Genomic DNA, 25,813 nt, shown 5'->3' with positions numbered 1-25,813 from the left:
ACAGCGCGTCATCGGGCAATGCCCGTGACTCGATATCCACCTCGGGGACACCACTCCCCTCGGGTGTGTACCCCCGGACTATTCACTTCGGAGGTACCCCATGAGCACCCAACTTACCCTGATTGAAACCTCGGATGTCGAGGGGGATCGTATCGCCCAAGAAAACCAGTTGATTGATGAAGCGCTACGTATTCTGGATCGTCGGCTGTTCACCCGCGGCCCTAACCTAACGTCACCTGACGCCGTGGGCTCATACCTAAAACTGCATCTTGCACCACAAGAGCATGAAGTCTTCGGTGTGATTTTTCTCGATGCCCGCCATCGCGTTCTGGCATTCGAGATCCTCTTTCACGGGAGCATCGATGGCGCCAGCGTTTACCCCCGCCAAGTCGTCAAGCGCTCCCTAGCGCATAACGCAGCAGCTGCCATTGTCTGCCACAACCACCCCTCCGGTTGCACGGAACCCAGCCTGGCGGATCGCGCCTTGACCGCACGATTGAAAGAGGCCTTGGATTTGATCGAAGTGCGCGTACTGGATCACTTCATCGTAGGCGAAGGTCGTCCTCTCTCCCTTGCCGAGCATGGCTGGCTTTAACCCCCCAATAGGCGTCTTCGGACGCCTTCTTCATTTCCTTCTGGAGCACCCTCATGAACCCTTCACCCCAACCCCCAGCTCTGCTGGAAACATCAAACCCATTTGCTCGCGGCTACGACTACTTGCATATTGAACGACTGCTACAGATCACCTACGCAAACGACTGCCCTCCCTGCTTTCGCCCCGTACATGACGCACAAGCCCACCTGCCCGACGATGCGTTAGAACTGTTTCCCTGCCTGTTCAATGACGACTTCGCTCTGATCAGCGAGGGTCAATCCATTCCGGATGAATTGAATGAACGCTGCCAGTCCATCGGGCTGGTGCGGCAAGTGATCTATGCCGTGACTGGCGAAATGCTCAACGAACGACATCATGTCGGTGACCTGTACTCCTTGGAAGAAGCCCAAGCCATGGTCCATCGTTTGAGCTTCGACACAGGACACTACAGTCGAGCCTGGGAGATCAGTACCGCACACCTCACTGACGAAGCGCTGCGCCACCTGGAAAGCTGGGTTGGAAATTTCGACTCCAAGCCAACCGGACTGCTGTTTGAACCCTTTGCCCTGCCAGACTGCAATGGCGTCGGATGTAAGCTGATCGGCACGCCCTGGACCGACGATAACTTGGTGCAGATCGAGGGCAATCCTTACTCGTCGCTGAGGCAAGAGCAGCTCGACGCCGGAACGCCGGAAGCCTTGGTCAACGTACTGTATCTGGCGGCATTGGCGGATGTGAGGTTGTTGATCTTCGACCCCGACGCTGCCGTCTTGGATGGGCTCGCGATTTTTGATGAATAGCAACGAGTTCAGCGTTAACACGATCCACCTTGAATCAACTTCCTCACTGAATCGCTCCTTCACCTCATGTCAGGTTCTGCACTGAATCTGACATGAGGTTTTTTCCATGGAGCGTTTTTTCACGCCTGTCTGCCTGCTGGGCTTGTTGAGTGCCTGCACCGCACAAATCCAATACCCATTGCCGACTAATCCAGAGATTGACGGTAGTTCCAATCGGCCCCAGTTATCGAGGAGCCCGGCCGACGAAAGCCATCCGTCAGAACTCCGCTATGGCCGCTATACACTGGTCAGCACCGAGCCCACCACGGAACAACGTGATCTTCTCGCTCAAATCGTTGACGTGAGCATTCCGTCCAACCTGAATCCTTCGGTACAGGAGACGATGCACTACGTGCTGCAGCGCTCGGGTTATTCGCTCTGCCCTTCTGCCGAACCTGTAAAGATACTTTTCACCCGGCCTCTGCCCGCAGCCCATTACCGGCTCGGCCCGATCCCATTACGCAGCGCACTGCAGGTACTGGCTGGCCCCGCCTGGCAACTCACGACCGATGAGGTCAGCCGTTCGGTCTGTTTCGAACGGAAGAAAAATGACGCTGGCACCGTGCAGATCACACCAACCTCGTCCCATCAGTCGGAGGCACACCCATGAAAGCCTCGACGTTTCAAACCCTCATTGTCGGCTCACTTTGCCTGGCGGTCTCCGGGCTGAGTGGCGGTTTGTATAACCAGTATCAACGCGTGACGGTGCTGGAAAATGCGAACGCCCAACGTCTAGAGACACTGAATGCCCTGCAACGTGATTCAAGCACCCTCATGGATGCACAGGAGAAGCTGCAGTACGCACTGAAAGACCTGAAGCAAATGGTCGATACCGGTGAGCAACAGGCCAATACCCTCGATCCGATGTTGGATCAATGGGCACAAGAGATACAGTCGCTACGCGACGGTCTGGCAGACCGTGCCACAGAAGCCGATATGATCGCGCTACGCGCACGACTTGAGCACGTCGAGCAGCAACTCCTGGACATCAAGACCCAACCGCCACTCCCACCACCGACGCCCTCCTCGGCCAAGCCGAAAAAAGTCGCTCGCGCCAAGCCTGCCCCGCTCTCGCCGCCATTCTCAGTGCTGGGGGTTGAATCCCGCGGTGGCGAGCGCTTTCTGGCCGTAGCTCCTCCTGATAGTCGCTCACTCAAGGATATCCAGTTGCTGCACAACGGCGAGCAGCTCGGCGCATGGCAGCTGAAGGCGCTGGAGCCGAACGCGGCCATCTTCGCGGTGACCGCTCAGCCAGACCAGACCGTGCAACTCCCTTGAGAAACGATTATGAACCGAGCGCTACTGCCCCCCATCGTCTGTCTCGTTTCATTGCTTAGCACGGGCGCGGCGATGGGTAACCCTGTCACGACACCGTCACGGGTCCAGGACACACAGTCCACTCCGCTGGGGCGCTCGCACTCTAAACAGGCGGCAAGCTGGGGTCTCACGGAGCAAGAGTGGACACGCTTCGAACAGATCCAAGCCGGCCCGCGCGGTTTCTGGAGCCCGAATATCGATCCGCTGACTGCGCTCGGCGTCGAGGCAGAGACCGACCAAGAGCGCCAGCGCTATGCCGAATTGCAGGTAGTGCTGGAAGCCAAACGCGCCGAGCGCGAGTTGGCTTACCAAAACGCTTACACGGCAGCCTGGGCCAAGCTGTTTCCGGGGCTGTTGCCGATTCAGGGTATGGCATCCCCGCCCACCGCTAGCTCACCGGTAGAGCCGCGCCGAGCTTTGTTTGTCGAGGACCATTGCCCAGCGTGCACCGCCGAAGCGCAGCGTCTGCAAAGCAGTAATACAGCGTTCGATATCTACCTGGTGAGCAGCCAAGGCGAGGATGAACGCGTCCGTCGCTGGGCTCGGCAAGCGGACATCGATCCGGCCAAGGTTCAGCGCCAGCAGATTACCCTGAACCATGACCGAGGTCGCTGGTTCAGCCTGGGTGCTGCGGGGCCATTGCCCGCCACGTTTCAACAGGTGAACGGACAATGGCAACGCCTAGACTGAGTGGACTTGCGCTCATGCTGACGATGCTCGCAGCCCAGGCTGACGAACTTCCGCCGCCTGCCTATCAACTAGCGGCGCATGACGCCAGCATCCCCTCAACGGTGCTGTTCGCGATTGCCCTGCAGGAGAGTGGTATCCGAGTCCGTGGTCGGCTGCTGCCCTGGCCCTGGACCCTGAACATCGCAGGAATACCTTACCGATTCACCACCCGAGCGGCCGCCTGTCAAGCCTTGCTTCAAGCACTCGCCCGGCATGACGCCAAGCGAGTTGATGTCGGTCTTGGACAAACCAACCTGGGTTACCACGGACAACGTTTCCCCAGCCCTTGCGAAGCCCTCGATCCCTACCGAAATCTCGCCGTGACTGCCGCGCTGTTGCAGGAGCATCACGCCGCTACCGGTGATTGGGTGTCAGCTGCCGGCCGATATCACCGCCCGGCAGGAGGAACGCCGGCCACGCGTTACCGCGCCGGCTTTTCCCGACAACTCGAACGATTGCAGGTTTCCTTCAAACAGGGCACACCACAATGAAGCGAATACTCCTTATCTGCTATTTCATCCTGCTCTTGGCTCCTTTCGCCCAGCCGGAACTGACCGTAGCCGGGGATCAGCCTAGCGACTTCACCCTCCTCCATTTTCAGGTCACCAGGCCGCCAATAAACAACGAGATCCAGCCGAATCGGACCATGCATGCGGACCTGTCCACGTTTGCCGATGAAGCCTGGATACTACCCGTCCGCAGCTCTCACTTGAGCCCCGGTCAAATCACGTCTCGCGCCCTGGACATGCCGGGCTTACGGCCATTTTTCCTGGTAGGTGAGGATCCCCAGTCACTGGTTTGGTTGCGTCAACGCGCGACTGGACTGCAGGAAATGGGCGCGGCCGGTCTAGCGGTTGAAGTAACCGATACCGAAGCTTTGGCCCGAATTCGAGCAGCCGCTCCGGACATCACCATCCTGCCGGTCAACGGCAACGACATCGCCACCCGCCTGCAGATTGAGCACTACCCCGTCCTGATCACCGCCACCTCATTGGAACAGTGAGTCAGGTCATGGCCGAGCATGCGATGGAGTCCAAGCTCCGGCCAGCAGTGGAACTGTACACCGTAGCGATCTGCATCGCCGTCGCGGTGTTGTGCGTGTACTCGCCCTGGGCTGTGGCCCTCTCACCCGAGATCGGCCTGGCTGCGGCGCTGGCCTATACCCTGTTCGGCCTTATCCGTCTGCGACAAGCCTGGGAGGTGCTGCGCTATCGGCGCAATATCCGGCGGCTGCCCCGCTACGAACTGACCAGCAAGCAGATTCCGGTCAGCCGTACGCGTTTGTTTATGGGCCTCGGCTTTCGCTGGACCCGCCTGCACACCCAGCGCTTGGTCGAGGCCCAGGATCCGGCGGTCGCCCACTATGTCGACCAACCGACCAGCTATAGCCTGGCCCGTGAACTCGAACGACGCCTGGAACATGCACCGTTTCCGCTCTCGACATTGGCCCGAGTCACGGCTTGGGACAGTGCCTTCAATCCGTTGCGCCCTTTGCCCCCGGTAGGTGGCTCGCCGCTGTTGCATGGGGTCGAGCCCAATGAAACGGAAGTTAGTCTGCCGTTGGGCGAACGGGTCGGACACACCTTGGTGCTCGGCACGACCCGTGTTGGCAAGACGCGACTCGCCGAGGTGTACATCACCCAGGACATTCACCGCGTCGAACATGAGGTGGTCATCGTTTTCGATCCGAAGGGTGATGCCGACCTGCTCAAACGCATGTACGTCGAAGCCAAACGCGCCGGTCGGGAAAAGGAATTCTATGTTTTCCATCTAGGCTGGCCAGAGATCTCCGCGCGTTACAACGCCGTGGGGCGTTTCGGACGCATTTCGGAAGTGGCATCACGTATTGCTGGGCAACTCAGTGGTGAAGGCAACTCCGCAGCCTTTCGTGAGTTCGCCTGGCGTTTCGTCAATATCATCGCCCGCGCCTTGATCGAGTTGGGTCGGCGTCCGGACTACCTGCAGATCCAGCGACATGTCGTCAACATCGACGCGCTGTTCATCGAATACGCCCAGCAGTTTTTCGCCAAGACCGACCCGAAGGCGTGGGAAGTGATCGTCCAGCTCGAAAGCAAGCTCACCGAGAAGAACATTCCCCGGCATATGGTGGGACGCGAAAAGCGCGTGGTGGCCATCGAGCAGTACCTGGCGGCCAAACGGGTATTTGATCCGGTAATGGACGGACTGCGTTCGGCAGTGCGCTACGACCGTACTTACTTCGACAAGATCGTTGCCTCGCTACTGCCGCTGCTGGAGAAACTCACCTCCGGCAAGACCGCCCAACTACTCGCGCCCAACTACACCGACCTGGATGACCCGCGGCCGATCTTCGACTGGATGCAGATCATCCGAAAACGCGGCATCGTCTACGTCGGTCTGGATGCGCTGACCGATGCTGAGGTCGCTGCTGCCGTAGGCAACTCCATGTTCGCTGATTTAGTCTCGGTCGCCGGACACATCTACAAACACGGCATTGACCATGGCCTGCCCCAATCGGGCAACAACAGCAGCGCCAAGCTACCCATCAACCTGCACGCTGACGAGTTCAACGAGTTGATGGGCGATGAGTTCATCCCACTGATCAATAAGGGTGGCGGTGCCGGCATCCAGGTGACGGCCTACACCCAGACCCTCAGCGATATCGAAGCGCGCATAGGTAACCGCGCCAAGGCCGGCCAAGTCATTGGTAATTTCAACACCCTGCAAATGCTCCGCGTGCGCGAAACCGCCACCGCTGAACTGCTCACCCAGCAGTTGCCCAAGGTTAACGTGCTGACCAAAACCCTCGTGTCGGGCGCCACCGACACCTCCGATCCTGAGGCCAATACGGACTTCACCTCGTCCTCACAGGACCGTGTCAGCAGCACCAGCGTGCCGCTGATCGAGCCTGCGCACATCATCAGTTTGCCCAAGGGACAAATGTTTTCCTTCCAGGCCGGTGGCCAGCTCTGGAAAGTCCGCATGCCGTTGCCAAAACCCTCCAACGACGACGCCATGCCCAAAGACCTGCAGGAACTCACTCAACGGATGCGGGCGGCCTACAACGCGCAAGCGGGGCAGTGGTGGAGCGCCAGTGGTGGCGGTCCAACTACCAACTTCGATTTGGATCAGGTGGGGTAGCCCGGCCCCGCCACAGGTTTCAGCGGAAAACTATCCATCAGACGTCGTGACGATATCAACACTGCAGAGCACAACGGAGTGAATGATGGCGACTTCCGTCCAGAACACACCGCCACAACCGATCCAGCGTCCGGGGTTGATCATCTCCGTGATCGGCCTGGTCCTGCGCCTCATCGGAATGCTCATTGCCTCATTGTTGTTCTCAATCCTGATCGAGTGGACTGGTCTACTCTTGTTCTGGGGTGATCAAGGCTGGCGACATAGTCAGGCCATGCTGAATAGCGAATTGAGCTGGCTCAGCGAGCAATTCAAATATTCACTTCTCATCCAGCGACCCGGACAGGCGATTGTCCAGTGGCTGGATTTTCTAAATCAGTGGCTGCTGGTCAAGACTGGATTTGTGGATTTTGCCCGGCAGGCGCGAGTGTCGAGCCAAGGCAACGGCTTCTGGAGCTGGACCAACCAGCTCTACGTGAGCATCGAAAATTTCGTACTGGCCGCAGTCTACGTTACCTTCACCTTTGTGGTGCGGCTGATAATTCTGGTCCTAGCCTTGCCGCTGTTTTTGCTGAGTATGTTCACTGGTTTTGTCGATGGTTTGATGCGCCGCGACCTACGCAAATTTGGAGCTGGCCGAGAAAGTAGCTTCGTTTATCACCGCGCCAAACGTGCTCTGATACCGATATTGGTTATGCCTTGGATCGTTTACCTATCTTTGCCCTTTTCGATCAACCCGATTGCCTTTTTTCTACCTTGCGCTGCGATGCTTTGCGTAATAACGACAATCACGGCGGCGACCTTCAAAAAACACCTATAGCGCCACCTTAAGTGGCGCGTTTCACACGTAACGCCCCCCTGTTACGGAGTTACTCTGAGCGTAGCCAAAGGACCATCTTTGAGTTCATTACGCACTTTGTACGTAACCGAATTCAACTCATCCCAGTCTCGCTGAATTTCAATTTCAGTCCCTGAAAAACGCGAAAGAGAAGAGCGCCTCAACGCATCCAACAAAGGCGCTTGCACATCACGCACAATCCGCTCCCAATACTTATCGCCCTCACCATCGTCACTAAACTCTGGAGCATGTCCATTTTTTGTCATCGAAAACACACCGCCAGACATAAAGCTTGCGACCCTAACACTTGGATAATGATAATTTTCAGACTCCCGAGAAACCGCCTTAAAAATAACACCCAAAACAAATGCCGCACGAATTAATCGCTCAACCAACTCTCTGGAGCTAGACGGCCTTCTAATTGCACTAGGCAAGCCCATAACCCAAGAGCCGAAAATAGATCCCGCATTAAAGTCCGCATCAAATTCAAGCGCACGCACTTCCTTGGAATTTCTAGGACAATAGTCACAATGCCCAAAAACCATGTGCGACACTTCATGGAAGTATAGCAACAAGCATACATCCAAAGCTAAATTGGTAGCAGCCCCGTCGACTTCAGAAACGGAAGTCACACCCGGAAAAAAACTTTCAACAGAGCAACTCGAACCATCATATTGACATCCAAGATTACTTGATTGACTGTCAACCTGTAGAGATATTAACTCTATAGCCACGGACAGAACAGTCGCTGGCACCCCTAAAGATATTCGGATTTCATAGTTCTTGGGGACATACGCAGACTTACCGACTTCGGCGTAGAAATTATCCTGACTCAGGAACCTGTAAACCAATGACCAACCAGCGGGGTCTAGCCGATGAATTGCAAGCTGCTCATTCAGATAGGACAATTCCTTCTCAAAATCAATACATACCTGCCTAACGAGTTCAAGCCTAGCGCCGGTCAAATTATGGGCATAGAAAACCTCATTTATGCGCTCGGCAGAAGGCACCGCTTTTAAAAACCGGTCTTCTTTATATTTTTTGTCGCCATCCCTCATATAACCCGACTTTAGAGTCATTTACCCGCTCCCCTTAGAGTATGAGTTGAACCATGCAAAGTATGAGAAAACCTCATACCCAAGACACCTTTACGGCTATTTTTTATCCCCACTACTGCCGCACAGCGGCATCAAACATTACCACGAACAACTTAAATATCTCAGCAGCCGTATTTACATATAAGAAACCCACCAAAATCACCGTTATCTCAAACCATGCAAACAACGCAAAACAGTCCGCTTTAAAAACCTTGTAAACCAGCAGCTTTTTCAGCTGCCGATGTGGCAAGTGATAAATCAGCTCCCAAAATCCTAGCTCTTTAAAAACCCTAACCATTGCGACGACTCCGCAAACGGCAAATATCAACACCAGTGCCAGAGGCGAAATTTTATCAACTGCTGCTTGAGAAGAACCAACCATTGAAATAAAAACATTCACAGTTGAAATTAGCCCCACCTGTATAAAGAAGGCCATCCCAAGAACCACTAAACACCAAGTTCCTAGCGATATAAAAATTCGAATTATCTACTTTCGCAGCCGAGAGCCAAATCGCCTATAACTGCGTTGACTTTCAATCAAGAGCATTGGCAGCAATGCCGCGACAGCAGCCAAAACCCAGTCCGCATAATTTAAGCCGGTCTTTGTTACGATCAACGCCCCAGCAAAGGTAATAGCACGATTAAAAAGCTTCCATTTAAAACGATGATCCTCATTAAGAGCGCCCCAGTACTCTTCGGTGACACCGGCTATTCGATTCACTACCGCCCTCCCAATTAGGCTAAACCCCACCGATCAAAAATTCACAAACACAATATCACCAAATACAGAAAAACTGATTGGTAGCATTCCATATTTTCGACTGAATCCGGGCTTGTTTGGTGAGACTCTTTAGATACGTATTACTAGAGCCAATATCATGCCAACGACACCGATCCGCTGTTCGCTGCTGTTTATGCTAGCGACTATCCATTTAAACAGTGATGCCGCACCAGCTGATGAACAGGCACATCTTAGTCTAGTCCGGCAGCAGCTCGACGTTATCGAACGCCTGACCGCTCAAGCCGAGAGATCTAGCAACGCTCAACCGAATGAGCGCTACCGCTTCGACTACCCCCAAATGATCCAGGACATCCAACGTATTCGCCAGGGCGTGCAGGGCTATCTGTCGCCCTCTCGCGCTCAACCCCGCGACCCCACTGAATTGGTCGGCGATTACCGCCTTGACACTTCATCCGCAGAGTCCTCGCCATGAGCATGACTGACGCTCAGAGTTCAGCGTTCCAAAACGCCTCCGGCTTCTCGGCACAGAGCAGTTCGACACTCTGGCTGTCCCTGGTTCTCGTCCTAGCTTTGCTTTGGTGTGCCTGGGTGATGAGTACGGCTTACCGGGGATGGGCCGCCGGCGGTGTGCGCTTCGGCGCGTTTGGCGGCAGCGCCACGCGCGCGCTGCTCGCATTGTTGGTCCTGATGTTCTTCACCCTTTCCTAACCCAGGAGATTGCCGTCATGCTCAAGTGCCTTGTCCCCCTGAAAAACAACCTGCGTGATCGTGCGAGCCAACGCATGATCGGTCTGCTGCTGGTGCTCGGCCCAAGCCTGGCTTTTGCCGAGCTCCCCACCATGGAAGCCCCTTCGCGCGGCGAAGGATCCGGGTTGATCGAGACGATCAAAAACTATGCGTACGACGGCGGCATCCTGCTCGGCCTGCTGATCGCCCTACTCGCTTTCTTGGGTGTGGCCTGGCACTCGCTGACGGTGTATGCCGACGTGCAGAACCAGCGTAAGACCTGGAAGGACTTGGGTGCAGTGGTCGGTATCGGAGCCTTGTTGGTGGTGATCATCATCTGGTTCCTGACCAAGGCTGCCGCGATTCTGTGAGGTCGACATGAACGACACTATCGAACGCCTTGCCGACGGCACCCTGGTCTTTTTGCCGGAGCGACTCAATCGTGACCCTGCCGTATTGCGCGGTTTGACCAATGATGAGATGTGGGTGGCGCTCGGTAGCGGTGCGGTCATTGGCCTACTGACGGGCGTTCCTCTAGCGATTGCCACCGCTTCCATTGCCATAGCGCCGACCAGCATGATCGCAGGCATGGCCGTGGTGTTATTTGCCGGTGGCACGCTACTGCGTCGGGCCAAACGGGCCCGGCCCGAGACCTGGTTGTACCGCAAGCTCGAATGGATACTCGCCAGCCGTTGGCGCCTGGGTCGCGGCAGTTTGATCCTCCACTCTGGGGGCTGGACGGTTCGCCGCTCGCGTCGACTGCGCCCTGCCCTGTCCCGGTGGCAGCCATGAGCCGTTTTCGGAACAAGGTGGATGCCCAGCAGGCGCATATCTTCAGCCTGCGTCTGGCGGTAGTGATCCTCGCCCTAGTCTGTGCCGGACTTTGGTATGGCTGGCGCTCGGCACCGACCGATCTGACCGTGCATGTACCGCCGGATTTGCGCTCGGGCAGCACTCGCAAATGGTGGGATATTCCCTCAGAGAATGTGTATGCCTTTGCCTTGTACATCTTTGGCCAACTCAACCGCTGGCCCTCGGATGGCGAGCAGGATTATCGTCGCGCCATCTATGGCTTGCAGTCCTACCTGACACCTGCCTGCAAGGCCTTTCTCGACGGCGACTACGAGTACCGCAAGGCCGCCGGTGAACTGCGGCAGCGGGTGCGTGGCGTCTACGAAATTCTGGGCCGAGGCTACAGCGAGGATCCGGAGCTCAGGGTCAAGCAACTCGACCGCGACAGCTGGCTGGTCACGCTCGACCTCAACGCCGATGAGTATTACGCCGCCGAACCGGTGAAACGGGTGGTGGTGCGGTACCCATTGCGCGTAGTGCGTTTTGACCTGGACCCCGAGCGCAACAAGTGGGGGTTGGCACTGGATTGTTATCAGGGCACTCCGCAAAAAATCTCGCTGCCCGGAGGTGAGCCATGAAGCGGAGTTCTACCCTGGGACTCACCGTTGCACTGATGTTATGGGGAGCAGCAGCACAGGCCGTCGAGCTGATGCGCTGGGAACGCCTACCTCTCGCGGTCCCTCTGGTAATCAATCAGGAACGAGTGGTCTTTATTGATGAGGATGTTCGCGTCGGTGTGCCCTCAACCCTGACGGGCAAGCTGCGCGTGCAATCAACTGGCGGCACGCTATACCTGCGCGCGTCAGAAGCCATTGCCCCGACCCGACTGCAACTGCAATCGGTCACGACGGGGGAGATCATCCTCCTGGACATCGCGGCCACGCCTGGCGATCAACCGCTGGAGCCCGTGCGTCTTATCAAGAATGCTCAGGTGCAGGCTACCGAGGCTGAATCCAGCACCGTCCCTGTTCCAGAACATACACCGGTCCCGGTCGCTTTGGCGCGCTACGCCGCGCAAAGCCTGTACGCGCCTCTGCGCACTGTGGAGTCCCTGCCCGGTGTACGCCGCGTCCCGCTCAAGCTGCACACCGAACTGCCGACTCTGCTGCCCACCGAAAACGTGTCCAGCACGCCCATCGCTGCCTGGCGACTCGGTGATTACTGGGTGTCGGCGGTGAAGTTGCGCAATCGTGGTCCAGAAACGGTGCAACTCGATCCGCGTCGGCTTCAGGCCAAGCTGTTCGCCGCGGCCTTCCAGCATGCTTTCCTCGGACCTGTCGGCAGCGCTGAAGACACCACGATCGCCTACCTGGTCACCCGCGGTGCCGGCCTCGAGCAAGCCGTACTGCTCCCACCCGTTGCGCGAGGTGCTGACGATGAAGGCTAACGCCTTGCTCAAATGGCTGGTACCGGCTGCGCTGCTGGCGGTGGTAGTGATCATCCTGAAAAGCTGGGTCGCGGGTAATACTCCCTCTCCAGAGCACCCAGTTGATCAGGGCAACATTCAGTTATCCGCCGAGCAGGCCAAGTCGCTCGGCATTGCGGGCGATACCCCACGCGACACGGTCGCCACCCTGGTCGGCCAGGTGAAGGCCATGCGCAGCGACATGCTCGGTTTGAAGAAACACAACGATTCTTTGCAGACCGAGAACAACCGCCTGCGTGAACGGGAAAACAGTGTCGATTCGCGTATCCAGACCGCGCTTGGCAGTGTGACCCAGCAAGTCGACGAAGGCCGCCGACAAGCCAATGAGGCCCGACTCAAAGCGGAACAAGACAGTCGCCAGGCTCGCGGTCTGCTGACGCAGTTGCAGGAGCAGTTGTCGGGGCTGACCGGCAAAAGCAAGGACATGCCAATCGGGTTGGGGCTTGAGCCGGGCGACGGGGCTCAGTTCGAAGCGCAGCATTCTGCCATTGATGCGCTGCAGTGGATTGAACCCTCGGATGCTCCGCCCACCGACGCCCGAGAGAAAACCAAGACCTCCTCAACATTGAGTCTGCCTACCGCCTTCAACTCACTGGACGGCTTGAAAGATAACGCGATTGATCGCAGCCAGAAACAGCTGCGCGCGGTCACCAAGGGTGAGCGTGACCTGACACGATCCGCTGATCGTACCGAAGGCGCGAAGCCGGTCTACACCATTCCCGAAAACGCGACATTGATGGGCTCGGTCGCCATGACTGCGCTGATCGGCCGAGTCCCGGTGGACGGCACAGTGAATGATCCCTATCCCTTCAAGGTGTTGGTCGGTCCGGAGAACCTGACGGCCAACGGCATCGACCTGCCGGATGTCGCGGGGGCCGTGATGAGCGGTACGGCGTCCGGGGACTGGACCCTGTCTTGCGTACGCGGACAGGTCGAGTCAATCACCTTTGTGTTTACCGACGGCACCATCCGTACAGTGCCTCAGCCGAAGGCAGTAGCCAGCCGCAATGCCTCCACCGCCCAGAGCTCGAGCACCGACAAGATCCGTGGTGGACTCGGTTACCTGTCCGATCCGTATGGCATTCCTTGCATCGCCGGCGAGCGCCGCTCGAATGCCCAGCAATACCTCGGCAGCCAGAGCCTGATCACTGCGACCGGTGCCGGTGTCGCCGCTCTGCTCGGGGATGAGCGGAACAACAGCAGCGTGATCAGTTCGGGCGGCAGTAAGCTCGGGGTCACCAGCAGCAGTGGCAACAGCGCACTGAATGCAATTCTCAGTGGTGGGGTCAGCGACATCCGCGAGTGGGTCAACAAGCTGTATGGCGAGGCCTTTGCTGCCGTGTACGTGCCACCGGCCGCACAGGTCGCGCTGCACCTCGACCAGGAGATCACCATCGACTACGAGCCCAAGGGCCGGAGCGTTCGCCATGAAAAAGACCATGCTTCTCTGCTTGACCTGGATTAGCTTGCTCTGCTGGGTCCTGACGGGGTGCTCCACCGACAAGGACACTCTGCTTCCCCATGGAGAGCAAACCATGCTGGACATCTGGAACGGCGCCGGCTCACAAGGCACTCAGCAGCAACTGCTGGATGCTCGACAACAGTTACGCCGCCCGTTGGCTCAAGTAGATTTCTCCGTTGCTCTCCAAGAACCGTACACTCGCACAGCGGCGAACGAGATCCGCAACCTGTTCCCTCGCCTGCCCAATCCCGATCTGGTGCTGTATGTATATCCGCACCTGAGCGGTACCGAGCAAGCACCGGTCCCGGGTTACTCAACTGTCTTTCCGTTCTACCAACGGGTGCAATACGCGTTGCCGGGTGAACGTCAGGAAGACTTGTAGTGCGTACCGGCGATTCGGGCAACCGCACTTCTGCGTGGAAAGCCTGGCGCCACCCATTGCATCCTCGCGCCACCTTGGCCGATGAAGCTGCAATGTATGCGCACAACCCCAGCTTCACCGATCACCTGCCTTGGGTCGAGTACCTCGACACCGAGCAGTGTTTTCTGCTCGATGACAATCGTTCGGTGGGTGCGGTGTTCGAGTTGCTACCTATCGGCACCGAAGGGCGTGAACCCGATTGGCTAATGGCCGCCCGCGATGCCCTTGAGGATGCCCTGCAGGATAGCTTTGACGAGCTGGATCAAGCGCCTTGGCTGGCGCAGTTTTTCTGCCAGGACGACAACAATTTCATCCCCTATCTGACCCGACTCACCGACTATATCCGGGACAGCGCGCGAGGCACGGTCTTCACCGAAGCATATTTGGAGCTCAGCCGCCGTCATCTGAAGGCCGTTGCCAAGCCCGGTGGTCTGTTTGAGGATAAGGTGGTGACGCGCCTGCCGTGGCGTGGCAACAACCGACGGGTGCGCCTGGTGGTCTATCGCTGGCTTGAGTCTGACGCTGAGGAGACGGGACTCACCCCGGTGCAATCCCTGCAACAGGCTTGCGAACGTATCGCGGCTTCATTGAAGGCGTGCGGGGTGCAATCGACGCGAGTCGATGGCCGCAGTCTTTATGCCTGGTTAGTGCCCTGGTTCAATCCTGCGCCCACGCTCACCAATGAAGCCCCCGAGGAGTTCTATCACCGTGTCGCCTATCCGGAGTCGGGCAATGGCGAGTCACTGGAACTGCCCTTCGATCATGACTTTGCCGAGCGGCTGTTCTTCAACGAACCGCGTTCGGATGTGCAGCACGGACTCTGGTTTTTTGACGATCAGCCACACCGGGTCATGGTAGTGGATAAGCTGCGCCGGGCGCCCTTGATTGGTCAACTCACCGGAGAAACCCGCAAGGGCGACGCGGTGAATGCCCTGTTCGACCAGTTACCCGAAGGTACGGTGATGAGTCTGACCTTGGTGGTCAAGCCCCAAGATGTACTTGAGGATCAGTTGAACCGCCTGGCCCGCAAAGCCATCGGTGAAAACCTGGCCTCGACCCAGACCCGTCAGGATGTCGAAGAGGCTCGCGCGATCATCGGCCGCCAGCACAAGCTGTACCGGGGCACCCTGGCGTTTTACCTGCGCGGTCACGATGAGCAGCAATTGCACCAGCGCTCGGTCAGCCTGGCCAACGCGTTGCTGGGTGCGGGGCTGCAACCGGTACGCGAAGGCGATGAAGTCGCCGCCTGCAACAGTTACCTGCGTTGGCTACCGATGGCTTACAACCCAGCCCGCGACACGCGCAACTGGTACACGCGGCTGATGTTCGCCCAGCACCTGGCGAACCTGGTTCCTGTGTGGGGTCGCAGCACCGGCACAGGCCACACGGGCATCACCCTGTTCAACCGCGGCGGTTCGCCACTGAGCTTCGACCCTCTGTCACGCCTGGACCGGGCCATGAACGGCCATCTGCTGTTGTTCGGCCCCACCGGTGCCGGCAAGTCGGCCACCCTGGTCACCCTGCTGATGCAGATCATGGCGGTGTACCGCCCACGCTTATTTATCGTCGAGGCCGGCAATTCGTTTGGTTTGCAGGGCGACTACTTCGCGACACAGGGCCTGTCGGTCAATAAGGTCCAATTGAAACCTGGCGCCTCGGTCAGTCTCGCCCCGTTCGCCGATGCCTGGCGCCTGATCGAGCAGCCGGATGAGGTGGCGAGTCTATCGATCGATGAGCTGGACGATGAGGCGGTAGCCAGTCGCGAAGACCAGCGCGATGTTCTCGGCGAATTGGAAATCACCGCTCGCCTGATGATCACCGGCGGCGAGGCCAAGGAAGAGGCGCGCCTGAGTCGAGCCGATCGCAGCCTGATTCGCGAGTGCATTCTCGATGCGGCGCAGACCTGTGTCGCAGCGAACCGCCAGGTGCTGACCCGCGACGTGCGCGACGCGTTGCTGCGTGTCGCCGCCGACCCGCACCTGCCAGAAAAACGTCGCGAGCGTGCCCAGGAAATGGGCGAGTCCATCGACCTGTTCTGTCAGGGCTTCGAGGGTGAACTGTTCAATCGCGAGGGCACGCCTTGGCCCGAGAGCGATGTGACCATCGTCGACCTGGCCACCTATGCTCGTGAAGGTTACGAAGCCCAGATGTCCATCAGCTACATCAGCCTGATGAACACCGTGAACAATCTCGCCGAGCGCGATCAGTACCTGGACCGACCGATCATCATGGTCACCGACGAAGGCCATATCATCACCAAGAACCCGTTGCTGGCACCGTTCGTGGTCAAGGGCACGAAGATGTGGCGCAAGCTTGGCGCCTGGTTCTGGCTCGCCACGCAGAACCTTGCCGACTTCCCCACTGCCGCGCAGACCATGCTCAACATGATCGAGTGGTGGATTTGTTTAAACATGCCGCCCGCGGAAATCGAAGAGATCGCCCGCTTCAAGAAGCTTTCACCGGCGCAGAAAGCCTTGTTGCTCTCCGCCAGCAAGGAACCGGGCAAATACACCGAGGGGGTCGTGCTGTCGAAGAAGCTCGAAACGCTCTTTCGAGCCGTGCCACCCAGTCTCTATCTCGCCCTGGCCATGACGGAACCCGAAGAAAAGGCCGAGCGCTGGACACTGATGCAGGAAAACGGCTGCTCGGAGTTGGAAGCGGCTTTTCAGGTAGCTGAGCGCATTGACCGGGCCCGTGGAATCGGGACGTAAGTATCGATTTGAAGCCCAAATAGCGTTACATCCGCAAAGGGCCGGAAAGCGGTTTGGTGCTGGATATGCCCGAACTATCTGAGTAGATTACTCGTCACCATTCAGCCAGCAGAAGGAACCATACATAAATAAAAACGACCTCGTCGAGGCCATAGCGAGCTCCACCGACCGCCCGAAGTCCACTGCCGGACGCGCGTTGGAAGCCCTCACAACCATCATATCCACTGCGTTGCAAAGTGGTGAGAACGTCACCTTGGTTGGTTTTGGTACCTTTGCCGTGAAAGCGCGTGCAGCGCGCGACGGCCGTAACCCTAAAACTGGCGTGACTTTTCACTTCGATCGGAATTCTTTTCATTAAGAATAGAATCAGACAGTCATAGCCAGCCGTCCAGCGGGACTAAAGTCGCCTCAAGTGAACGGGGTCAACAAGATGTGTTGCCCGTTCGGATTGTTCTAACTACGCTGCATTGCGCAAGATTTATACTCAGAATTTCCTAAGGTTTTTTTAGGATCTGTTCAGTTAATCGCCGCGACGTTTCCACCGCCGCTATTCCACCCTCCTCCCAACGCTTTATAGATCGCGACGATGCCGCGGTACTGATCGGTTTCACCCAGAGCTTGGGCATCTTCGGCGTTGAGCCGCTCGCGTTCTGCGTCCAACAGCACCAGATAATCCACGGTCCCTTCCTTGTATTGGATGGCCGCGAGGTCAGCGGCGGCGCGGCTCGACTCACTCTGTTTGATCAACGACAACAACCGTTGTTGGCGTTTGCCATAGTCGCTGAAGGCGTTTTCAGACTCTTCAAGCGCCAGCAGCACTTGCTGCTCATAGGTGGCCAGGGCGCCTTCGGCATTGGCGTCGGCACCACGGATGCGCGCCCGCACGCTGCCCAGGTCAAATGCCGCCCAGGTAATGCTCGGACCCAAGCTCCAGGCCCGGGCGGCGCTGGAGCCAATCTGTGAACCACGGCCGGCGGTGAAGCCGAGGAAGCCGCTCAGGCTCACCCGCGGGAACAAGTCGGCAGTGGCCACGCCGATTTCAGCCGTGGCGGACGCCAGCCTGCGCTCGGCGGCGAGCACATCGGGGCGCCGGCGCAGCAGTTCGGCGAGATCACCGATCGGCAGCGCTTTTGCAATGGCCGGCAACTTGGCGGGACTCAACGACACGCTCAAGGTATTCGGACGCTCTCCCAACAACGTGGCGATGCGGTTTTTCTGCCGCACCTGCTCCGCTTGAAGTTGCGGCACCGTGGCTTCGACCGCCGCCAGACGCGCATCGGCACGCACCACATCGAGTTCATTGCCCACACCGGCGTCGCGCAGGCTCACCGTCACAGTGCGCGAGTCCTGCTGATTTTTCAGGTTCGCCAGGGCGATTTTTTCCCGCAGTTGAGCGCCGCGCAGTTGGCCGTAGGCATCCACCAGCTCGGCAATCATTGTCACCCGCAGCTGATACAAGTCCGCTGCGGCGGCATCTTCCTGAGCATCGCTGGATTCCAGTTGCCGCTGGATTCGGCCAAACAGGTCGACTTCCCAGGCCATGTCCAACCCCAGATCGTAGCGCTCCTGATTGACTCGGCTTTCGGTCTGGCCGGGCACCTGCCCCCGCCCCTGCTGGCTGCTGACGCGGCTGGTGACCACCGGCAAATTGTCGTTACTGACGTCATCACGAATCGCCCGGGCCGCTTTCCATCGGGCAAACGCGACGCGCAGATCGCGGTTGCCTTCCAGGGACTTGCTCACCAACTGGTTGAGCGTAGGGTCATCGAACTGCTGCCACCACACCGTTTCGAACCGCGACTGATCGTAGTGCCCGCCCTGGATCGACACGACAGTGGCCGGCGCGGTGTCAGGTGTTTTGTAGTCGGGACCCACAGTGCAGGCGGCCAACGCAGCAACCAGGAGGCTGGGTAAAAATAGCTTGAAAGCGTTCATTAGTGAGCCTCCGAATTCAGCGAATGGGTTTGGTTAATACGAGCCGCTTTGCGCGCATTGTTGCGCTCGATGGAACGACGAATCAGCACGAAGAACACTGGCGTCAGCAGCAACCCGAAGAAGGTCACGCCGAGCATCCCGGAGAACACCGCGACCCCCATCGCCCGGCGCATTTCCGAGCCGGCACCCGTGGAGGTCACCAGCGGGATCACCCCCATGATGAAGGCGAACGACGTCATCAGAATCGGCCGCAGACGCATGCGGCAGGCGTCCAGCACTGCTTCCAGCGGCGACATGCCTTGCGCCTGTTTGTCCTTGGCGAACTCGACGATCAGGATCGCGTTCTTGCAAGCCAGGCCGACCAGCACGATTAGGCCTATCTGGGTAAAGATGTTGTTGTCGCCCTTGGAAATGATCACCCCGGCAATCGCCGACAGCAGGGTCATCGGCACGATCAGGATCACCGCCAGTGGCAGGCTCCAGCTCTCGTACAGCGCCGCCAGGACCAGGAACGCCAACAGCACGCAGAGCGGGAACACCAGCAACGCGGTATTGCCGGACAGGATCTGCTGGTAGGTCAGGTCGGTCCATTCGTAGGTCATACCGTTGGGCAGCTCTTCTTTGAGCAGCTTTTCAATCGCCGCCTGGGCCTGGCCTGAGCTGTAGCCCGGCGCGGCGCCGCCGTTGATTTCCGCGGTGATGAAGCCGTTGTAGTGCATAACTCGATCAGGCCCCGACGTCGGGCTGACCTTGACGAACGTGGCCAGCGGGATCATTTCGCCTTTGTTGTTACGCACTTTCAACTGACCGATCTGCTCCGGTTCCTGGCGGAACTGCTGTTCGGCCTGCACGTTGACCTGATAGGTCCGCCCGAAACGGTTGAAGTCGTTGGCATACAGTGAGCCCAGGTACACCTGTAATGTGTCGAAGATGTCGTTGATGGCCACGCCATGGATCTTGGCTTTTTCCCGATCAATCGCAGCGTCGACCTGCGGCACGTTGACGGTGTAGCTGGTGAACAAATTGGCCAGCTCCGGAACACTGCGGCTCTTACCGATGATGTTCATGGTCTCTTTGTACAGCTCTTCGTAACCCAGGTTGCCGCGGTCCTCGATCTGCAAACGGAACCCGCCGATGGTGCCCAGGCCCTGCACGGGCGGCGGCGGGAACACCGCGATGTAGGCGTCCTGGATGCCACCGAACTTGGCGTTCAGCGAAGCGGAAATCGCGCCGGCGGACAGGCTCGGGTCTTTGCGCTCGTCGAAGGGCCGCAAGCCGATGAAGGCAATGCCGGCGTTCGAGCTGTTGGTGAACCCATTGATCGACAGGCCCGGGAACGCCACGGCGCTGTCGAAGCCCGGCTCGTTCATCGCGATGGTGCTCATGCGCCGGATCACCGACTCGGTGCGATCAAGGCTCGCCGCGTCCGGCAATTGCGCAAAGGTTACCAAGTACTTTTTGTCCTGGGTCGGCACGAAGCCGGTTGGCGTGGTGCTGAAGCCCACGTACGTCATTGCGATCAGGCCGGCATAGACCAGCAAGGCCACGCTGCTGCCCCGAATGACCTTGGCCACGGCAATTACGTAGCCATGGCTGGCCTTGTCGAAGAAGCGGTTGAAGGGTTTGAACAGCCAGCCACCGAGCAGACGATCCAGCACTTTGGAGAAGCGGTCTTTCGGCGCGCCGTGTGCCTTGAGCAACACCGCGGCCAATGCCGGCGACAAGGTCAGGGAGTTGAACGCCGAGATCACGGTGGAGATGGCAATGGTCAGGGCGAACTGTTTGTAGAACTGCCCGGTCAAGCCCGAGATAAAGGCTGCGGGCACGAACACCGCACACAGCACCAGTGCCGTGGCAATGATCGGCCCGGTGACCTCGCCCATGGCTTTTTTGGTTGCTTCGACCGGTTCAAGCCCCGACTCGATGTTTCGTTCGACGTTCTCCACCACCACGATCGCATCATCGACCACGATCCCGATCGCCAACACCAGGCCGAACAGCGATAACGCATTCAGCGAAAACCCGAACAGGTGCATCACGGCAAACGTACCGATCAGCGACACCGGCACCGCGACCAGCGGAATGATCGAGGCGCGCCAGGTTTGCAGGAACAGAATGACCACCAGCACCACGAGGATTAGCGCTTCGAACAAGGTGTGAACCACCGCCTCGATCGAACTGCGCACGAAGATCGTCGGATCATAGACGATCTCGTAGTCCATGCCTTCCGGGAAACTCTTCTTCAGCTCCGCCATCTTCGCCCGCACCTGGTTGGAGATGTCGATCGCATTCGAGCCCGGACGCTGGAAGATCGGCATCGCCACCGCTTCCTCGTTATTGAGCAAGGCGCGCAAGGCATACTGGTTGGAACCCAGTTCGACCCGGCCGATGTCTTTCAGGCGCGTGATCTCGCCGTCCGGACCGCTGCGGATAATCACGTTCTCGAACTCTTCTTCGCTGACCAACCGCCCTTGGGAGTTGATCGACATCTGGAAGCTAGTGGCATTTGGCGCAGGCGGCGAACCCAGCTGCCCGGCGGCGACCTGACGGTTCTGCTCGCGCACTGCGTTGACCACATCGGTTGCGGTCAAATTGCGCGAAGCGGTCTTGTTCGGATCGAGCCAGATACGCAGCGAGTAATCACCGATACCGAACATCTTCACGTCACCGATACCGTCCAGGCGCGACAGCTCATCCTTGACGTTGAGAATCGCGTAGTTCGACAGGTAGAGCATGTCGTAGCGCTTATCCGGTGACACCAAATGCACCAGCAAGGTCAGCTCGGGAGAGGCCTTGTCGACGGTGATGCCGATACGCGTCACTTCCTCGGGCAGCTTGGGTTCGGTGCGGGTCACACGGTTCTGCACCTGAACTTGGGCGTTATCCAGATCAGTGCCCAGAGCGAACGTCACGGTGAGGGTGAGTCGGCCATCCGCCGTGGATTGCGAGGACATGTACAACATGTTCTCGACGCCGGTGATGGCTTGCTCCAGAGGCGCTGCTACAGTTTCACCAATGACTTTCGGGTTGGCGCCGGGGTAGTTGGCATGGACGACCACGGTGGGTGGCACCACTTCCGGGTATTCGCTGATCGGCAGCTGGAACAGCGAGATCGCGCCGGCAATCAGGATAAGCAGCGACAGCACCGCCGCAAAGATCGGTCGCGTGATAAAGAACTGGGAAAACTTCATGTCGGTGCTCCTTATCCGCGAGGTGCGGCGGCTGCTAGTGCAGGTGATTGCGTGGAAACCGGCTGATGGGAGGCTTCAATCGCCTGACGTTTTTGCTCAAGGATCGACACGACTTCAGGACTCGCCATTGGCGCATCCTCAGGACTGATCACCGCGCCGGGCCGCACGCGCTGCAGGCCGTTGATGACGATACGATCGTCTTTTTGCAGACCGCTGCGCACGATGCGTAAGCCTTCAAGTTTCGGTCCCAAATCGACGCTGCGATAAACAGCCTTGTTGTCCTGATCGACCACCAGCACGAATTTTTTGCCGAGGTCGGTGCCCACCGCTTCATCTTTGATCAGCAGGCCGGGATAGGCGGCGCTGCCCACCAGTTTCAAGCGCGCATACAGACCGGGGGTGTACTGCCCGTCAGCGTTATCGAACACCGCGCGACCACGAATGGTGCCGGTTTTCGGATTGACCTGGTTGTCGACAAAGTTCATCTGCCCGAGGTGACTGTTGCCCTCCTCGTTCGACAAACCCATGTACACCGGCGTGGCTTGACCGCGCTGCCCTTGGCGGGAAAGCAGGCTGTATTTGAGGAACATGCGTTCGTCCGCATCGAAATAGGCGTAGACCTTGTCGGTGGAGACCACGCTGGTCAGCGGTGTGGTGTCGGCGGTCACGATATTGCCGGCGGTGATTTCCGCCCGGCTGACCCGGCCAGTGATCGGTGCGGTGACGCGGGTGAAACTGAGGTTCAAGCGCGCCAGGTCCAACTGCGCCTGAATGGCATCGACCCCGGCCCGGGCTTCCTGCGCGGTGGTGGTGCGGGTGTCGGCCAGCTCGGCGGAGATCGCGTTACTGCTCAACAAGCGCTGGCCCCGCTGCGCTTCGTTGCCGGTGCGGACCAGGGTGGCGCGCGCCTGTTGCAGCTGCGCCTCGATGCGATGCACTTCGTGTTCGAACGGGCGTGGGTCAATCTGGAACAGCAAATCGCCCTTCTTCACCAGCGCGCCGTCGTTAAAGGCTACGCGATCAATCTGCCCGGTTACCCGAGGACGAACCTCGACGGTTTCCGGCGCTTCCAGGCGGGCGGTGACTTCGTCCCATTCGGTAATGGGTTGCTCCAGCACCTTGGCCACGGTGACGTGCGGCGCACCCGGCGCCTGGGCGGCATTGGGTGTGCGTTCACACGCGGTAAGCACTACCAGCGCCAGTGCAGCAAGGGGATAACGCAAAGGTTTGAGTGACTGTTCCATAGGTAGTGTCCGCCAGACGGTTTGGGAATTTCCGGATTCTCGGCGTCGCGCGAGGTCGCGACGAATTGAACGGAGTGAAGTTGGCTATCAACAATAATGATGACCATCATGTTTAAGGGTAAAAAAAGGATCGATCCCGCTTAAACCTTGGTATTGGTGAGCACGGTACAAACGGAATCCAGCGCCGGCCCCAACGCCTGCGCAGCATTCAACGCTCGCTTAGTGGGCACCATCCGGCGACCGATGCGCTCGAACAAAGGGTCGTTGAACAGCTTGCGCAAACGCACCAGCGCCGCGCTGACCGCAGGCTGGCCCAAGGATAATTGCTTGGCGGCGCGGGTGAGATTACGTTCCTGGATGAGCGCCTCGAACACCACCAACAGGTTCAGATCGATACTGCGCAGATCATTACGATTCATGAGTCCGGTCCACGTAGAGATTTTCAACTTGAGCCACAGGCTCGGGATCCGACAGACTTGCGTCGATTCGGGCAAAGCCATTGCAACGACCTTATATGACGCCCATAATAAATACCAGCCTCTCAGCGATGCTTTTCCCAAGTGCAACCGACTGGGCTACAGGAGCAGTCTCATGAAAGTCACAAAAGACCAGGCCGCCGCGAACAAAGAAGCGATCCTCACGGCTGCGTCCCGGCTGTATCGGGAAAAGGGCATCGATGGCATCGGCATTGGTGAACTGTCGCGCTCCGTGGGCCTGACCCATGGCGGCTTCTACGGACAGTTTCCGGGCGGCAAGGAACAACTAGCCTCAGAGGCCGTCAGTCGGACGTTCGAGTCCAATATCCAGGACTGGCAAAACGCCAAATCCATTCCCGAACTGATCAAGGGTTACTTGACGCAAGCGCATCTTGATAACTGGACCGAGGGCTGCCCTATCCCCGCGCTGGGCGCCGACGTGGCCCGCACGGGTGGGACCGTCAGTGTTTCCTTCACCAAAGGCGTCGAACGCTTGATCGAAACGTTGATGGCGTTGGTCGATGGGGAAAGCCATGACGAGAAGTATCTGGAATCGCTGCGCATCCTGTCATCGATCGCAGGGGCCATGCTGATTGCCAGGGCGTTGAACAAGCCTGAGTTATCCGAGCAGTTTCTGCAGTCGGTGATCAGTGCTTGGCCTACTGCTCCCGCACCAAAAGAACGGGCTGCGTAGCGCCATTCAAATTTTTCATACGGGGACAAACTAAAACCATCCTCAGCCCTGATCGAAGATTCTCGCGAAACACCTCTGAAACGAGGGCGTCTGATCGACTAGCGGCAGATTAAGTTAGATGGCTCGGCAACTACTTGGGTGGGCTGGATTGCAGTATCACCTGCTGGACTGCACTGCCGAACAATCCAATGACGACGCTGAGTCCATTGGCATAAACGACAATGGGAAACTGGTAGAGATACAAGCCCCTAAAGCTCTGACTATTTACAACGCTTAGGTCAACTCGCCATTTCGGGAGAAGCGTTGTGCGTATTCCGCAGGGCTAACCCCAAGACGTCGCACAAATGCATTCCTTAGGACATCCACGCTATGGTAACCACAGCGACGCGCGACTTCTGATATCGACTGCCCTCCAAGCTCAAGTTCTCTACAGGCTGCTTCCACCCTAACGTCCTCGACGTACTTTGCCGGCGAAGTTTGCAGCTCTTGCTGGAACATGCGTAATAACGTCCTGATGCTTGTGGAAAGCCTGCCGGCCAGTGCTTCGACTGACAGTTCCGAATTTAGATTTTCCCTGATCCACTGGCATAGCTCACCCAGATTCGTACCGGGTACATCCTGCGACCGACTGGTGACACTGAACTGCGCCTGTCCACCAGGACGCCGCAAGAACAGGAGCAGGTTTTTCGCAATGTCCAAAGCGACGTCATCGCCTAAATCTTCGCTGACCAATGCCAGCGCAAGATCGATCCCGGCGGATGTGCCAGCCGACGTGTACACATTACCGTCTTTGACCCAGATCAGATCTGGATCAACCTGCACATTTGGATAGCGCTCAGCCAGCGCGCGCGTCATCTGCCAATGCGTCGTGGCCTTACGCCCCTCCAGGACTCCTGCCTCGGCAAGTGCGAACGCACCTACACTTATCGAACACAGGCGCCTCACCGTCTCGGACTACGAGCCAATCCAAGTGATAGCCGCCTCATCAAGCTGACCCATTACTTCCCAGCCCGCAGCCACGATCAACGTGTCGATTGCTTTGTTTTCGAGGCGCTCTTGCGCAAGCGTCCTGTGCGCTGTGAGTTTGAAGCCGGTGCTGTTCTCTAGATGTTCATTAGCATCCGAACAAACCAACTCAAGTACGTAGGGGGCAGCCTCCCTGTCGTACAGACTATTCGCAAAGGCGAACACATCTGCGGGTCCAACCACGTCGAGCGCATCTATGGGCGGCATGGCCAAAATCACCACTCGTTTTTGCGTCCGACCTACAGTTGGATGAGTTGCACTGGTCTTTTTCTTCACGGCCCGCTCCCGCCTTTGTCATGGGCGCATATTGGCACAAATCATTGTAAATAGTTAATATTGCCAAACTGAAAGACACGTTAAACATCTGGCAACTTC

The 25,813-nt window shown here is 58.0% G+C and carries 27 protein-coding genes and 1 pseudogene; 20 read left to right on the top strand and 8 right to left on the bottom strand.

What is annotated here, in order from left to right; genetic code table 11:
• The first annotated feature begins 100 nt into the window (after positions 1-100).
• The 9 genes from radC to TK06_RS04810 all read left to right on the top strand — a co-directional run bounded on the left by radC (position 101) and on the right by TK06_RS04810 (position 7,417).
• The gene (gene radC, locus TK06_RS04850) at positions 101-595 is read left to right on the top strand and encodes a RadC family protein (RefSeq protein WP_063321067.1); all 495 of its coding nucleotides are present in this window, start codon (positions 101-103) and stop codon (positions 593-595) included.
• Positions 596-648: 53 nt separating this feature from the next.
• Positions 649-1,395: a hypothetical protein gene (locus TK06_RS04845; RefSeq protein ID WP_063321066.1), complete on the top strand. Its 747-nt coding sequence runs from the start codon at positions 649-651 to the stop codon at positions 1,393-1,395.
• Positions 1,396-1,501: 106 nt separating this feature from the next.
• Positions 1,502-2,044 (top strand): PilL N-terminal domain-containing protein, encoded by a 543-nt coding sequence (locus tag TK06_RS04840; protein ID WP_063321065.1) that lies wholly within the window; start codon positions 1,502-1,504, stop codon positions 2,042-2,044.
• The gene (locus TK06_RS04835) at positions 2,041-2,712 is read left to right on the top strand and encodes a hypothetical protein (RefSeq protein WP_063321064.1); all 672 of its coding nucleotides are present in this window, start codon (positions 2,041-2,043) and stop codon (positions 2,710-2,712) included. The genes TK06_RS04840 and TK06_RS04835 overlap by 4 nt, the downstream gene beginning before the upstream one ends.
• 9 nt (positions 2,713-2,721) lie before the next feature.
• A complete protein-coding gene (locus TK06_RS04830; RefSeq protein ID WP_063321063.1) occupies positions 2,722-3,441 on the top strand; it encodes a TIGR03759 family integrating conjugative element protein in 720 nt (239 codons plus the stop codon).
• The gene (locus TK06_RS30600) at positions 3,423-3,971 is read left to right on the top strand and encodes a lytic transglycosylase (protein ID WP_086936571.1); all 549 of its coding nucleotides are present in this window, start codon (positions 3,423-3,425) and stop codon (positions 3,969-3,971) included. Before TK06_RS04830 ends, TK06_RS30600 begins: the two co-directional genes overlap by 19 nt.
• Positions 3,968-4,483 (top strand): integrating conjugative element protein, encoded by a 516-nt coding sequence (locus tag TK06_RS04820; protein ID WP_063321061.1) that lies wholly within the window; start codon positions 3,968-3,970, stop codon positions 4,481-4,483. Before TK06_RS30600 ends, TK06_RS04820 begins: the two co-directional genes overlap by 4 nt.
• Positions 4,484-4,491: 8 nt before the next feature.
• On the top strand, positions 4,492-6,600 hold the full coding sequence (traD, locus tag TK06_RS04815) for a type IV conjugative transfer system coupling protein TraD (protein WP_063321060.1): 2,109 nt from the start codon (positions 4,492-4,494) through the stop codon (positions 6,598-6,600).
• Positions 6,601-6,685: 85 nt separating this feature from the next.
• The gene (locus TK06_RS04810) at positions 6,686-7,417 is read left to right on the top strand and encodes a TIGR03747 family integrating conjugative element membrane protein (RefSeq protein ID WP_063321059.1); all 732 of its coding nucleotides are present in this window, start codon (positions 6,686-6,688) and stop codon (positions 7,415-7,417) included.
• A gap of 41 nt (positions 7,418-7,458) precedes the next feature.
• Here TK06_RS04810 and TK06_RS32390 read toward each other — a convergent pair whose 3' ends face one another.
• The 3 genes from TK06_RS32390 to TK06_RS32385 form a co-directional block, all read right to left on the bottom strand.
• Complete coding sequence (locus TK06_RS32390; RefSeq protein ID WP_153044821.1) at positions 7,459-8,514, bottom strand: hypothetical protein; 1,056 nt, start codon at positions 8,512-8,514, stop codon at positions 7,459-7,461.
• A gap of 91 nt (positions 8,515-8,605) precedes the next feature.
• Positions 8,606-8,968 (bottom strand): hypothetical protein, encoded by a 363-nt coding sequence (locus tag TK06_RS04805; protein WP_063321058.1) that lies wholly within the window; start codon positions 8,966-8,968, stop codon positions 8,606-8,608.
• Positions 8,969-9,019: 51 nt separating this feature from the next.
• Positions 9,020-9,253, bottom strand: coding sequence for a hypothetical protein (locus TK06_RS32385; protein WP_153044820.1), 234 nt, complete (start codon positions 9,251-9,253; stop codon positions 9,020-9,022).
• 157 nt (positions 9,254-9,410) lie between these two features.
• Between TK06_RS32385 and TK06_RS04800 the strand changes: the two genes are divergently transcribed.
• The 10 genes from TK06_RS04800 to TK06_RS30595 all read left to right on the top strand — a co-directional run bounded on the left by TK06_RS04800 (position 9,411) and on the right by TK06_RS30595 (position 17,230).
• Complete coding sequence (locus TK06_RS04800) at positions 9,411-9,746, top strand: RAQPRD family integrative conjugative element protein (protein WP_063321057.1); 336 nt, start codon at positions 9,411-9,413, stop codon at positions 9,744-9,746.
• Positions 9,743-9,982 (top strand): TIGR03758 family integrating conjugative element protein, encoded by a 240-nt coding sequence (locus tag TK06_RS04795; RefSeq protein ID WP_063321056.1) that lies wholly within the window; start codon positions 9,743-9,745, stop codon positions 9,980-9,982. Before TK06_RS04800 ends, TK06_RS04795 begins: the two co-directional genes overlap by 4 nt.
• 17 nt (positions 9,983-9,999) lie before the next feature.
• Positions 10,000-10,371: a TIGR03745 family integrating conjugative element membrane protein gene (locus TK06_RS04790; protein WP_063321055.1), complete on the top strand. Its 372-nt coding sequence runs from the start codon at positions 10,000-10,002 to the stop codon at positions 10,369-10,371.
• 7 nt (positions 10,372-10,378) lie between these two features.
• Positions 10,379-10,792 carry a TIGR03750 family conjugal transfer protein gene (locus TK06_RS04785; protein WP_063321054.1) on the top strand — a complete coding sequence of 138 codons (414 nt, stop codon included), beginning with the start codon at positions 10,379-10,381 and terminating at the stop codon, positions 10,790-10,792.
• Positions 10,789-11,430: a PFL_4703 family integrating conjugative element protein gene (locus TK06_RS04780; protein ID WP_063321053.1), complete on the top strand. Its 642-nt coding sequence runs from the start codon at positions 10,789-10,791 to the stop codon at positions 11,428-11,430. The genes TK06_RS04785 and TK06_RS04780 overlap by 4 nt, the downstream gene beginning before the upstream one ends.
• Positions 11,427-12,239: a TIGR03749 family integrating conjugative element protein gene (locus tag TK06_RS04775; protein WP_063321052.1), complete on the top strand. Its 813-nt coding sequence runs from the start codon at positions 11,427-11,429 to the stop codon at positions 12,237-12,239. The genes TK06_RS04780 and TK06_RS04775 overlap by 4 nt, the downstream gene beginning before the upstream one ends.
• Entirely contained in the window at positions 12,229-13,743 is a 1,515-nt protein-coding gene (locus TK06_RS04770; RefSeq protein WP_063321051.1) for a TIGR03752 family integrating conjugative element protein, read from the top strand. Before TK06_RS04775 ends, TK06_RS04770 begins: the two co-directional genes overlap by 11 nt.
• The gene (locus tag TK06_RS04765) at positions 13,706-14,122 is read left to right on the top strand and encodes a TIGR03751 family conjugal transfer lipoprotein (protein ID WP_063321050.1); all 417 of its coding nucleotides are present in this window, start codon (positions 13,706-13,708) and stop codon (positions 14,120-14,122) included. The genes TK06_RS04770 and TK06_RS04765 overlap by 38 nt, the downstream gene beginning before the upstream one ends.
• A complete protein-coding gene (locus TK06_RS04760; protein ID WP_063321049.1) occupies positions 14,122-16,872 on the top strand; it encodes a conjugative transfer ATPase in 2,751 nt (916 codons plus the stop codon). The genes TK06_RS04765 and TK06_RS04760 overlap by 1 nt, the downstream gene beginning before the upstream one ends.
• A 124-nt stretch (positions 16,873-16,996) precedes the next feature.
• The gene (locus TK06_RS30595) at positions 16,997-17,230 is read left to right on the top strand and encodes an HU family DNA-binding protein (protein WP_086936570.1); all 234 of its coding nucleotides are present in this window, start codon (positions 16,997-16,999) and stop codon (positions 17,228-17,230) included.
• Between the two features lie 158 nt (positions 17,231-17,388).
• Here TK06_RS30595 and TK06_RS04755 read toward each other — a convergent pair whose 3' ends face one another.
• The 4 genes from TK06_RS04755 to TK06_RS04740 all read right to left on the bottom strand — a co-directional run bounded on the left by TK06_RS04755 (position 17,389) and on the right by TK06_RS04740 (position 23,661).
• Positions 17,389-18,807 (bottom strand): efflux transporter outer membrane subunit, encoded by a 1,419-nt coding sequence (locus tag TK06_RS04755; protein ID WP_063321048.1) that lies wholly within the window; start codon positions 18,805-18,807, stop codon positions 17,389-17,391.
• Positions 18,807-21,998: an efflux RND transporter permease subunit gene (locus tag TK06_RS04750; protein WP_063321047.1), complete on the bottom strand. Its 3,192-nt coding sequence runs from the start codon at positions 21,996-21,998 to the stop codon at positions 18,807-18,809. The genes TK06_RS04755 and TK06_RS04750 overlap by 1 nt, the downstream gene beginning before the upstream one ends.
• Positions 21,999-22,009: 11 nt before the next feature.
• A complete protein-coding gene (mexE, locus tag TK06_RS04745) occupies positions 22,010-23,242 on the bottom strand; it encodes a multidrug efflux RND transporter periplasmic adaptor subunit MexE (protein ID WP_063321046.1) in 1,233 nt (410 codons plus the stop codon).
• Between the two features lie 140 nt (positions 23,243-23,382).
• Positions 23,383-23,661, bottom strand: coding sequence for a LysR family transcriptional regulator (locus tag TK06_RS04740; RefSeq protein ID WP_024777185.1), 279 nt, complete (start codon positions 23,659-23,661; stop codon positions 23,383-23,385).
• Positions 23,662-23,833: 172 nt separating this feature from the next.
• On the opposite strand from TK06_RS04740, the gene TK06_RS04735 reads away from it, so the two are divergent.
• On the top strand, positions 23,834-24,412 hold the full coding sequence (locus TK06_RS04735) for a TetR/AcrR family transcriptional regulator (RefSeq protein WP_008433961.1): 579 nt from the start codon (positions 23,834-23,836) through the stop codon (positions 24,410-24,412).
• A gap of 273 nt (positions 24,413-24,685) precedes the next feature.
• Here TK06_RS04735 and TK06_RS04730 read toward each other — a convergent pair.
• A pseudogene (locus TK06_RS04730) lies at positions 24,686-25,645 on the bottom strand (GlxA family transcriptional regulator).
• Positions 25,646-25,813: the final 168 nt, after the last annotated feature.

The sequence above is a fragment of the Pseudomonas fluorescens genome (assembly GCF_001623525.1).
GTDB classification, from domain to species: Bacteria; Pseudomonadota; Gammaproteobacteria; order Pseudomonadales; family Pseudomonadaceae; genus Aquipseudomonas; species Aquipseudomonas fluorescens_Q.
Note: the sequence above shows the minus strand (reverse complement) of the source record. Positions and strands in the feature narration are given on the sequence as shown.